The sequence below is a fragment of the Pirellulales bacterium genome (assembly GCA_033762255.1).
Classification (GTDB): Bacteria; Planctomycetota; Planctomycetia; order Pirellulales; family JALHPA01; genus JANRLT01.
Window position 1 is genome coordinate 127197 of the sequence record JANRLT010000020.1, and the last position, 10486, is coordinate 137682.

Here is a 10486-nt window from a genome sequence, read left to right on the forward strand (position 1 = left end):
GGGAGTCCGACGCTGTGCAATCGACTTTGGCTGGTACACCAGTCCAAGGAAGACTCCTGACACCCTGCAGGTAGCGACCCTCTTCAGATGTCAACCCTCACGGGGACGGGAATCTTAGTCGAGTTCAGCTTACAACAATTGTAATTTGTTGACGACCACGATATCCGACCCCACCGTTAAAGCGCGCCATAAACATCACTGCTCTATGCAAATCGCACCAACAACATTAACGCCCCGATCGCCATCCCGATTCCCGCCAGTTCGTACCAATTAAGTGTTTCGCGAAAAATGACCACGCCGACTGCCGTGAGTAAAATCACCATCGAGATCGAATACAACACGCTGATCGTTCCTAGTTTCAGGTGCTTCATCACAAACACCCAGCCAAACGCCGTGGCGGAATATAGGGCAAATCCCACATAAAACCACGGCGAACGGAGCGAGTTTTCCTGGCCGCTAGCTAGCTTGAGAAAGTAATCCCCCGCCACGCCCACGACGCTAAAGAAGATCGTAACCAGGATGGCGAGCGTTTTAGGATCCATAGGTATTTTCAGCCCGCCGCGTATGCAAGGGGCAAAGTGTGATTTAATTCCCTTGCTGACGCCACGGGCTAAGTGTGATTCAATTCCCTTGCTGACGCGGCGGGCTAAGTGCGATACAATTCCCTTGCTGACGCGGCGGGCTAATGTGATACAATTCCCTGGCTTACGCCACGGGCTAATCTATCCGCATTCCTGCACCTGGTCCACTTCGTCCGCGTCGGGGTGGCGGCCCGGCAGATCGTCCGTGTAATACAGATCAAACACCTCGCGCATCTTGGTTATGTTTTTCGCCGCGACAAAGGCGTCCCGCACCACCACCCCCGCCGGGTGTAACCGCGCGTATTTAATACAAAATTTGCGCATCAGCCTCCCCGCAATGTCCCCGCCGTACAACTCCACCGCCAGGTCAAAATGCCGGTCAATCACCCCTTTTTGCTCGTGCGTACTGGGTGGCGGCGGCAGCGGTTCCCCTGCCAACAGCGCCCGCGTCTGGGCGAAGATCCACGGATTGCCTATCGCCCCCCGCGCGGCGGTCACGCCGTTGACGCCGGTCTGCTGCAACATCTCCACACACGCTTGAGGGGTAAACAAATCCCCGCTCCCCAGGATCACGCGGTCGCCCACGTGGCGTTTGACCTCGCTCAGAAATTCCCAACGGCTGGGGCCGATGTATCCCTGCCGCACGGTTCGTCCATGCACCGTGATCGCCGCCGCCCCCCGGGCAAATGCCCCGTCCAGGATGGTGTAAAACTTGTCCCGGCTGGCGGGCGTATCATCCAAGCCGCGGCGCATTTTGAGCGTGACGGGGATATGCGGCGGCACCGCCGCGCGGACGCGGTCGACAATCTCTAGCGCGACCGCCGGCTGGCCCAGGTGATAGCCGCCACGGCAACGACCGAGGGCTTTTTTGACCGGGCAGCCAAAGTTGATATCGATAATGTCAAAACCGATTTCGACCAGCCGGGCGGCGGCCGGCCCAAAATCCGCCGGGTCCGCCCCCATGAGTTGCCCGCCGACGGGATGTTCCTCGTCCGTGACGCGAATGCGGGCCTGGTTTTTCTTAAAGTGGCTATGCCCCAGCAAAAACTGGTCGAGCATCACCTCGCACAAGGTGTACGGGGCGCCCATCCGCCGCGCCAGCACCCGCATCGCCCAGTCGGAATAGCCCGAGAGCGCGGCCTGGACGACGGGATGGCCGATGCGGACATTGCCGATCTGGAGGGGAGGAAACATGGGCGAGGGGATAGGGGTGAGGGACGAGAGACGAGGGACGGGAGGTGAGGGGTGAGAGACGAGGGACGGGAGGTGGAGGAGGAGGGTTAGGGGGCAGGGGCAGGGGGACATCCTTGTGGGCCAAAGGCCCAACCGATCCCAGCCTAAGCCAAGCGCAGCGTCGCCCTAGGTTCATGGAAAGTATAATTGGTAGGGCCAAAGGCCCGATTCATGAACTATGTTTATGGAAAAATTTCGCTTTCTGCAAGCAATTACTTTGACTTTGCCACAAAAGCTTTTGCCCCCGCGCGGGGGACTTCGATCGGCACAAAGTACCGGACGGGATAAAGATAATCCTCCTCGGAGTCATCGATCACTCGCCCGAAGCCCCGTTTCTCGGCCACGAGATCATCCAGAAATCGGAAAATCTTGCGCAATTCCATGGCCGCGGCATACCCGTGGTTTTGGACGCAAACCCCTTGTATGAGGGGGCTAGGCATGAGCGTTATTCAATAACTCGCTTGATTTTTATTTCCCGGCGACTGATACCGTGGCATTCATACTAGTGTATCTCGACAACCAACGTTTCGCTATCTTTCAGCAAGATGATGGTGTCACCCTTCAATTTCTGTAAGTGAACAAGAATTTGCAAGTTGTCATCACGTCGATTAGAAAAACAATAAACTAAATACTAGAAACCAAATACCACCCCCCCGCCATGACCCTTTCCACCTCCCGGCTAAAACTGATCCCTCAATCACGGACAGAAACACTAGCTTGGATCGACCAGCAGCCCCCCGATGTGCGGGCGCAGCTTTCGCCCCAATGGCTCGATCTGGTCCGGCAAGCCCCCGAATCGGCCCCCTACATTCATGGGTTTGTCATCTGGCTAGCAGCCACGGGTCAAAAGATCGGTAGTTGCGGGTTTAAAGGTCCCCCAACGCCGGACGGAACGGTGGAACTGGCCTACGGTATCGCTGCCGACCAGCAAAACCAGGGGTACGCCACCGAAGCCGCCGCCGCGCTGGCCGAGTACGCGCTCCACGATCCAGCGGTGCGCCGGGTCATCGCCCATACGCTAGAAAAGACAAACGCATCCGCGCGGGTGCTGACCAAATGCGGTTTTGTGTGCACGGGGCAAGTAGTGGACCCGGAGGATGGCTTGGTCTGGCGCTGGGAACGAGGAGGAGGGGATAGGGGTGAGGGGTGAGGGCTATTCCACATCGCCGGGAGTTGGCCCTATCCTAAAAAAGCCAATCGTGAATAATAGTGGCTGATATTTTCTGTAATCACCACGCTACTGTCGGCCCGCCCGTTGTACCGGCGACGCCCACCCACCGCCCACCCGCTTATGGGGAAACCAAATTTTGCCCAACTTAACACTGCCACCCACCATCCCCCCGTTTCTTTCCTACCTTTGGGCGGGTCGCCAATTGGCGATTTCCGTCCTGTCGGTGGCCGGGATCGCGATGTATCTCTTGTTGTGGCTGGTGACACCGGCCGGATCCGTCGCGTCCCATTGGCCCCTATGGGTGGTGCTGGGCCTGGGGGGGCTTCCCCTGGTGGCCGAGTTATTAAGTGATGTCTGGCGGCTAGAGTTCGGGGCCGACCTGCTGGCGGGAATCTCCATCATCACCGCCGTCATCCTGGGGGAGTATCTGGCGGGCGCGCTGGTGGTCCTGATGCTTTCCGGGGGTGAAGCCCTCGAGGCCTATGCCGTGCGCACGGCGTCGTCGGTCCTGCGGGCTCTTGCAAAGCAAATGCCGACCGTGGCCCATCGCCAGACAGACGCGGGACTGGTTGCGGTGCCGCTGGAACAAATTGCCATCGGCGACACCTTGCTGGTCTTGCCCCACGAAATTTGCCCCGTGGATGGTATCGTCGTCGCCGGACATGGCGTCATGGACGAGGCGTACCTGACCGGCGAGCCTTACAAAATGTCTAAATCAACCGGTTCCGAAGTTTACTCCGGGGCCATCAATGGCGAAGCCGCACTGACCATTCGCGCGACCAAACTGGCCAGCGACTCCCGCTATGCCAAGATCATGCGCGTGATGCAAGATTCCGAAAGCAACCGCCCCCAATTACGCCGGCTGGGCGATCAACTGGGGGCGTACTATACGCCCCTGGCCCTGGCAATCGCCGGCGCGGCCTGGGCGATCAGCGGCGAATCGATCCGCTTTTTGGCGGTCTTGGTGACCGCGACTCCCTGTCCCTTGCTGATCGCGATTCCCGTGGCGATCATCAGTTCGATTTCGCTGGCCGCGCGGCGGGGGATCATCATCCGCGATCCGGCCATCCTCGAGCAGATCGGCCAGTGCCGCACGATGATTTTTGACAAAACCGGCACGCTGACCTATGGCGAGCCGCGCCTGACCGCGCAGCTAGTCGCGCCGGGGTTTCAAGCCGACGACGTGCTGCGCGCGGCGGCCAGCCTAGAACAATATTCCCGGCATCCCCTGGCGTTGCCCGTGGTCCAAGCCGCCCAAGCGCGGGGGCTAAAGATCGAACACGCCGACGAACTGCGGGAGCCGCCGGGGCAGGGGCTGACCGGCATCGTGGCCGGACGGGAAATTCAAGTCACGCATCGAAAAAAACTGCTGGCGTTGCAACCCGCCCTCGCCGCGCAACTGCCGCCGGTCACCGGGGGACTGGAATGCGTGATCCTGATCAATGGCCAATACGCGGCGACGTATCAGTTTCGCGACGAACCCCGCGCGGAAGGGGTCAGCTTTGTGCATCATTTGGGGCCAAAGCATAACATCACCAAGCTGATGCTGGTGACCGGCGACCGCCAATCCGAGGCTGATTACCTGGCCCAGCGGGTGGGAATTCGGGATGTTCTAGCGAGCCAAACCCCCGAGCAAAAGCTGGCGATTGTGCGGGAAGAGACCGCCCGGGCAAAAACGCTGTATCTGGGGGACGGCGTGAACGACGCCCCGGCGCTCCTGGCGGCGACGGTCGGCGTGGCGATGGGGCAAAAGAGCGAAGTGACCAGCGAAGCGGCGGGAGCGGTCATCCTGGACAACTCGCTCAGTAAAGTCGATGAGTTGATCCATATCGGACATCGGATGCGGACGGTCGCGCTGCAAAGCGCGCTGGGGGGAATGGGCCTGAGCCTGGCGGCGATGGGGTTTGCGGCGATGGGACTTTTATCGCCCGTACTAGGCGCGGTAACCCAGGAAGTGATCGATGTGTTTTCGATCCTCAACGCGCTACGTGTTTCGGCCCCGCCAAGGAAGCTGACCGATTATCAAGCAGGGGCCGAGGGAGCCGCCAAGTTATCCAGCCCGCCTCCCACGGTCGCTGCCAACTGATTCCCCAGCCAGACAGACCTACGCCGTGCGGCGCGGAAACGCCGGGAAAGAATTACCAACCCTGCCCGACACCAGCGGATGTCGTTTCTGACGCCGGCTGCGAATATTCCACCCGATCACTCAACTGCTCCACCTGGGAAAGGGTTTGCAGCCAACTCTGCACCAACTCACTGGTCACCCAGGTGGGATCAAAGGGAGAGTTATGCGGAATCAGATGTACAATTTTGCTTTCCGATGCTGACCGATAGCAAATTGTCAGTCGGCTGAGCCCAAAGGGTTTGGTCCAGAGCGAAAAATTGGTGGAACTAATCCATTTGATATCTTGAAAAGGGATCTCCAACTCCTCCGGGCAACCCTCTAAACAGAGCGAACGGTCCGTGAGCCGCAAACTTCCCTTCCCCTGGTAGATGTAAATGTATTTACCCCAAAAAGACTCGGCGTAGTCATCCGATGCAAAATAACACTTGGGCTGATAGCGAATGTCCTGTGACATATTTCTCCCCTGGTGAACGATACAACCGGGCGTCCCCCCCGCACCGCACGGATTCTGGGCATTAACGAGGTATTCGACGGCCTGGGATAAATCTTACCAGGTGCGCGAAAAAAAGGGGGAAATAATTGAAAAGGGCTACGCCAGCGGTGAAAATGCCGGATAAGTGGTTGGAATGCCATATGTTAGGCAAAATCCCGAGTTTTATGTGGCATGGACGTTCCCAAATCACAACCACTCTCGTTAATGGGAATGGTCATAGCTAAAACATTGACAAGGTCGCGGCCAAACGAAAAAATACAAGCCATTTGCTGTCGATCCTGGGCGGCTGGGGATTTAGAAATATGATAGTTCCTCAATAAATTACGGATACGGGGATGACGTTATGGGGCGCATGATGTTGAAGCGTTTTATCATTCCGCTGCTTCTTGCATTGAGCATATCATTGCGGCTTGTAAGCGCGGAGGAACTTCGCGTTGGCGCAGAAGTGGTGATCATCCAGGCGGGCGAACTGTGGGACCAAAAGGTCAAAACCGATAAGGTTTGGCCCGGGTTGGTTCTGCGGGTACTCGCAATCAAGGATGGCAAGCTCTACCTTAAACATCACAAACATGGATGGCTGAATCAAACTCAGGCGATTCCGCTGAATCGTGCCGCCATTGATACGCTTGCGAATTTAATCAAAATTAATCCGACAGAAGCGAAGCTCTTTCAAGGGCGTGGCGAAGTCTGGCTTTCCCTAGGTGAACAAGACAATGCCTTGGCTGATTTTAACGAAGCAATCCGGTTGAAACTAACCGCCGACAGTTTCCATAGCCGCGGTTTAGTTTGGCTCCACAAGGGGGAATTCAACAAGGCTATCGCCGATTTTACCGAGGCTCTGACGCTTAATCCGACAAATGCTGGAATTTTTGTCAATCGCGGGAATGCCTGGTCCGAACTACGACAGTATGACAAGGCCATTAAGGATTTTAGCAAAGCCATTAAACTTGATCCCCGGGATTTTTCGGCCTTTCATAACCGTGCAATAACATGGAACACCGTAAAAGAGTACGGTAGGGCGATTTCCGACTATCGCGAAGCTATACGCCTTGCCCCGCAACAGTCGTTGTCGTACGGAAGCCTGGCGCGAATCTACGCCACCTGTGATGAAGATAAGCACCGCGATGGCAAGCTAGCTGTCGCACTGGCGATCAAGGCGTGTGAACTGTCAGATTGGAAAGATGACAACGAGCTTGAGAATCTCTCTGTCGCGTATGCCGAATATGGCGATTTCCCCCAGGCACTCGAATACCTAGAGCAAGCAAATCAACTGAATTCAACGGCAAACAAGGGAATGCGGGAAAACATGCGAGAGGCGTTTAATAAGGGGCACGCCTATCGGGATGTGCGAAAATAGGCATTATGCCGCTAGTGAGTAACAGCGGTTAGCACCAGTTGGCGCAGCCTACCGGTGTCGCGCAGCGACCAGAGGGAATCATGTGCGGGTAAATATTTCGGTACAAATTTATCCTTTTTTGGTTCATCCTCCCATCTAGATCCTCTTGCGATTCCGGGACTCATTTTGGCAACCAACCTGAGCCACCCGCGACTCAAACAGGTCAACTGCAATGATGTTAAATTACGCCATTCTAACTACCAATAAACGAGCTCGATGATAAAGTGCATGATAATCAAGAAAAAGATTAAAGATCCCCATTGCCAGAAATACCACAGGTAACTTTGAGTATGAGGTCCGAAACGAATCCAAATCAACAGCATGACTAGATATACCGCGATGAGAAACACTGCGGCAAGAGTTATTCGCCACACAGGAACTTGCTGCGGTGCCAAGTTAAAAACTGCTGTAATTATAGCGAGGGAACCGATCGCGACAATGCTGATAAGGCAAGTGCGAATGATGGGCCAAATTTGGTGGATGATAGGCTTTTCGTTATCTGGATTCATCCAAAGGTCTCGGTTGAGATTGCAAATCCGCGATTCTTCCTGGTGGCAAGCTGATACAAACAAAATACCCCTATTTCATTCTAGCATTGCCCTGTCTTTGCTGACATCCATTTCCTTGCTCACACCAGCACAACCCAAAAGCCCCGGCCATTTTGCGAAATAGTCGGGGGCCACTGGCGTTCCGCCAGTGCCCAGGTTGGTAAATCGCGACGATACACTGGTGGAAAAGGGCAGGTAGTGTCTCTATGATAAATATCCTAACGACTAAACTTGCCAACCATTCTGGCAAACGCTGGCAAATTGCCAGTGCCAACCAACATAACTGATATTGGATGCAGATTGGAGCAAGGAAATGCAGCCTGCCAGCAATGGTCAATACTGATTGAAAAGGGAAACTTCGTCAGCGCCTCCCCCCAGCGTAGCCACAGGTGCCATCATGCCCAAGCCAAAAACGATTACATTCCGTGCGCGGCTTTACTTTCTGCTGATGGGGATTTTTGGTTTGACAGTGACCGTGTGCGGTGCAGTGCTGTGCAGTGCGATGTTCGACGCGGAGCCAAAAGTCGCTGCGCCTGTCGCCTTTCTGATTATGAATTTGCCCTTCCTCTGCCTGTTTGGCTGGGGGGGCGGTCGGTTCCTGTGGATATTTCTCCGTTATCACCTATCCATCAGCGATACGGAAATTATCAACCGGGGATGGTTGGGAATGAAACACCTAAAAATAGCTGACGTGCGGGGACTGCTCTGGAATGGATCGCAGGTCCGAATCAGCGACGGGAAGCAAGAAGTGGTCATCGACCTGGAATTGTTTGGACGAGCAAACCGCGAGCGGATAATTCAACTGTTGCGCGGATTGATCGACGAATCACTGCAAGTCCGCTGGGACGAATTCGTCGCCAACCACATTGAAACGCCGGAGCGACGATGGCAGAAGTGGCGCAAACGGGTGTTGTACACGGCTTTCATTTTCTTTGGATCTATCTTGGGGATTCTTGGACTCGTCGGAGTGATTAAGCTTATCACTTATCTCGGAGTAAAAGAGTATGCCAAAATATTCTTAGCCTGCTTTCCTTATCTCTTAATCTTGCTAAACGTCGCTGACTATGTCTGGCGTCGTTGGAGAACGGGAAATTGGTTCCACGCACCCAACACGCCTTATCCGAAGGTCTTTGAGGAGGTCACCGATGCAAGAACAGGACTATTGATCATGTTAGTGATGCTCGGTTGTATGGGAATCAGCGTTGCAATGACCGACCCAAACTGGTTTTACTTTATACTGCTCGGAGGTCTTGCGCTGAATTTCGTTGGAATGTATTTTCTGGGAAATCTGCGGTTAGCTTACGCAAAAAAAGTCGCGGAACAGAAGCCGGAAGAGTAGAGAGCGGTTAGCTCCGGTTGGCGAACCTACCGGCAACCCAAGGAACTTGTTCCTTGGCCGCGCAGCGGCGGGAAACAGTTCATTTAAAATTTAAGCTCCATCAACTGGGCTGCATGTACTACGGACACGTCAACAAGGTTCTGTGCAATCCGCCGAGCCAAGACAGGTCGAATAGGAAAGCTTCCACGATGCCACCCAACACGTTTGGAAAGTACCGCAGAGTAGAGAAAACACTCAACTGCGCCTCCATGACGCCTTCACAAGCAGTAGGGAAATCGGCAACAACCCAATGAGTAATGCTGTAATTATAACGAACACTGCAAGCGTCGGATTGTTCTGACTCCAATCGCTATTTGCAATAACAACAGACAGATAAACCCAGATAGCACAATGGGCAGCAAAAAGCGGCAACCAGGATTTCCACCCTCGCAGCCAAGATTCGGTGATTGTCAAAACTTTTGAGCGTATAAACGCTTTTGCTTCAATGACTTTGTTCGTAGGAAAGATTTTCCATCGCAATTCAATCTTTTTCCCTTGATTGCCATAAAATATTACACCGTAATTCTTCCAGATAACTTGCTTGAGATCATGCCAGGCAATTCTTATCAACGGCCCATCCGGACTCAAGTAAGAAATTTCGAAGTCATTCATAGTCCATTTACCGAGCAATAAAAGCCACTTGAGAAATAAAAATAAAAGTAAAAGTAAACAGACCCCGCTTGCGACAATGATAAGACCTTCGCCTGGGGCAATTGTCACCCTCAATAAACCTGACATAATGATCGCAATTAATGGAGCGTAAAATATTGTTTTTATAATCCATAGTGACTTTTTGCAGTATGGATCGTCAGTAGTCAGGACAATTTCCTTGTTTGGTTGAGTGATTGGTACAATCGGCGGGTCGTGATCGTTCGTCTTCACCTTTGTATCGCTCCTCATTGAGTTACACTTAAAGACCGGCCACCCAAGGAACTTGTTCCTTGGCCACGCGGCGGCGGGAAACAGTTCATTTAAATTTTACGCTTTTTCCAATTGGCTACTTTGCCAAGCACACTGGTCCGCAAGACTAGAAAATCACTCGATACAACTGTGGCCAGGATTAGAAGACTAAAACCTATCATCAACCAATTACTTTTCTCAATTCCCCAAATAATTCCGAGCGCACTTCCTGTGTATGCCATATATCGATAAAGCATTCCTAGAATTAAAGTAACGACAATGTGGTAAATCCTAGTTTTCATAACAATATGCATAAAGTGTGATTGATTTGCTCGATTTAGTGACGTGTCTCGCACACTGCGTACTCCCATAATCCGGTGACAACTATTGGCAATATACCAGCTCATAACACAACCTAAAAAGCAGTAAAACAGCTATCATTAAGCTAAAATGCGGCAAATGCCCTTCATAAAGTATTAGTAATGCAATCAAGACGATTATTGCTTGCACACCCCAATAAAGGCGGACATCAAACTCAAACGCAACGCGGGTTTAGGAGCTAGCGTAAAAAACTTCGTGGGCGGTTTGGAAGCCCAGGCATTCGCGGGGTCTGTGGTTGATAAGATCTTGGACCCGGCGGACCTCTTGCGGAGTGACGTTT

9 protein-coding genes are annotated in these 10486 nt (G+C 53.6%); 4 read left to right on the forward strand and 5 right to left on the reverse strand.

Annotation, left to right across the window (positions count from 1 at the left end):
* Positions 1 to 203: 203 nt before the first annotated feature.
* From SFX18_05655 to SFX18_05665, 3 genes are all read right to left on the reverse strand, one after another.
* Complete coding sequence (locus tag SFX18_05655) at positions 204 to 542, reverse strand: hypothetical protein (protein ID MDX1962617.1); 339 nt, start codon at positions 540 to 542, stop codon at positions 204 to 206.
* A gap of 180 nt (positions 543 to 722) precedes the next feature.
* Positions 723 to 1775, reverse strand: coding sequence for a tRNA-dihydrouridine synthase (locus SFX18_05660; protein ID MDX1962618.1), 1053 nt, complete (start codon positions 1773 to 1775; stop codon positions 723 to 725).
* Between the two features lie 251 nt (positions 1776 to 2026).
* Positions 2027 to 2254 (reverse strand): hypothetical protein, encoded by a 228-nt coding sequence (locus SFX18_05665; protein MDX1962619.1) that lies wholly within the window; start codon positions 2252 to 2254, stop codon positions 2027 to 2029.
* A 218-nt stretch (positions 2255 to 2472) separates the two neighbouring features.
* On the opposite strand from SFX18_05665, the gene SFX18_05670 reads away from it, so the two are divergent.
* Positions 2473 to 2964 (forward strand): GNAT family N-acetyltransferase, encoded by a 492-nt coding sequence (locus SFX18_05670; protein MDX1962620.1) that lies wholly within the window; start codon positions 2473 to 2475, stop codon positions 2962 to 2964.
* 259 nt (positions 2965 to 3223) lie between these two features.
* Positions 3224 to 5071: a heavy metal translocating P-type ATPase gene (locus SFX18_05675; protein ID MDX1962621.1), complete on the forward strand. Its 1848-nt coding sequence runs from the start codon at positions 3224 to 3226 to the stop codon at positions 5069 to 5071.
* A gap of 52 nt (positions 5072 to 5123) precedes the next feature.
* Here SFX18_05675 and SFX18_05680 read toward each other — a convergent pair whose 3' ends face one another.
* Entirely contained in the window at positions 5124 to 5564 is a 441-nt protein-coding gene (locus SFX18_05680; protein MDX1962622.1) for a hypothetical protein, read from the reverse strand.
* Between the two features lie 382 nt (positions 5565 to 5946).
* Here SFX18_05680 and SFX18_05685 point away from each other — a divergent pair, with 382 nt between their 5' ends.
* On the forward strand, positions 5947 to 6960 hold the full coding sequence (locus SFX18_05685; protein MDX1962623.1) for a tetratricopeptide repeat protein: 1014 nt from the start codon (positions 5947 to 5949) through the stop codon (positions 6958 to 6960).
* Positions 6961 to 7944: 984 nt separating this feature from the next.
* On the forward strand, positions 7945 to 8886 hold the full coding sequence (locus tag SFX18_05690; GenBank protein MDX1962624.1) for a hypothetical protein: 942 nt from the start codon (positions 7945 to 7947) through the stop codon (positions 8884 to 8886).
* A gap of 234 nt (positions 8887 to 9120) precedes the next feature.
* On the opposite strand, the gene SFX18_05695 is transcribed toward SFX18_05690, so the two are convergent.
* Positions 9121 to 9807, reverse strand: coding sequence for a hypothetical protein (locus SFX18_05695; GenBank protein MDX1962625.1), 687 nt, complete (start codon positions 9805 to 9807; stop codon positions 9121 to 9123).
* Positions 9808 to 10486 lie beyond the last annotated feature (679 nt).

Coding starts and splice junctions, on each gene's coding strand:
- SFX18_05680 (MDX1962622.1), bottom strand. CDS start 5,564: ATGTCACAGGACATTCGCTATCAGCCCAAGTGTTATTTTGCATCGGAT.
- SFX18_05655 (MDX1962617.1), bottom strand. CDS start 542: ATGGATCCTAAAACGCTCGCCATCCTGGTTACGATCTTCTTTAGCGTC.
- SFX18_05670 (MDX1962620.1), top strand. CDS start 2,473: ATGACCCTTTCCACCTCCCGGCTAAAACTGATCCCTCAATCACGGACA.
- SFX18_05660 (MDX1962618.1), bottom strand. CDS start 1,775: ATGTTTCCTCCCCTCCAGATCGGCAATGTCCGCATCGGCCATCCCGTC.
- SFX18_05665 (MDX1962619.1), bottom strand. CDS start 2,254: ATGCCTAGCCCCCTCATACAAGGGGTTTGCGTCCAAAACCACGGGTAT.
- SFX18_05675 (MDX1962621.1), top strand. CDS start 3,224: ATGTATCTCTTGTTGTGGCTGGTGACACCGGCCGGATCCGTCGCGTCC.
- SFX18_05690 (MDX1962624.1), top strand. CDS start 7,945: ATGCCCAAGCCAAAAACGATTACATTCCGTGCGCGGCTTTACTTTCTG.
- SFX18_05685 (MDX1962623.1), top strand. CDS start 5,947: ATGGGGCGCATGATGTTGAAGCGTTTTATCATTCCGCTGCTTCTTGCA.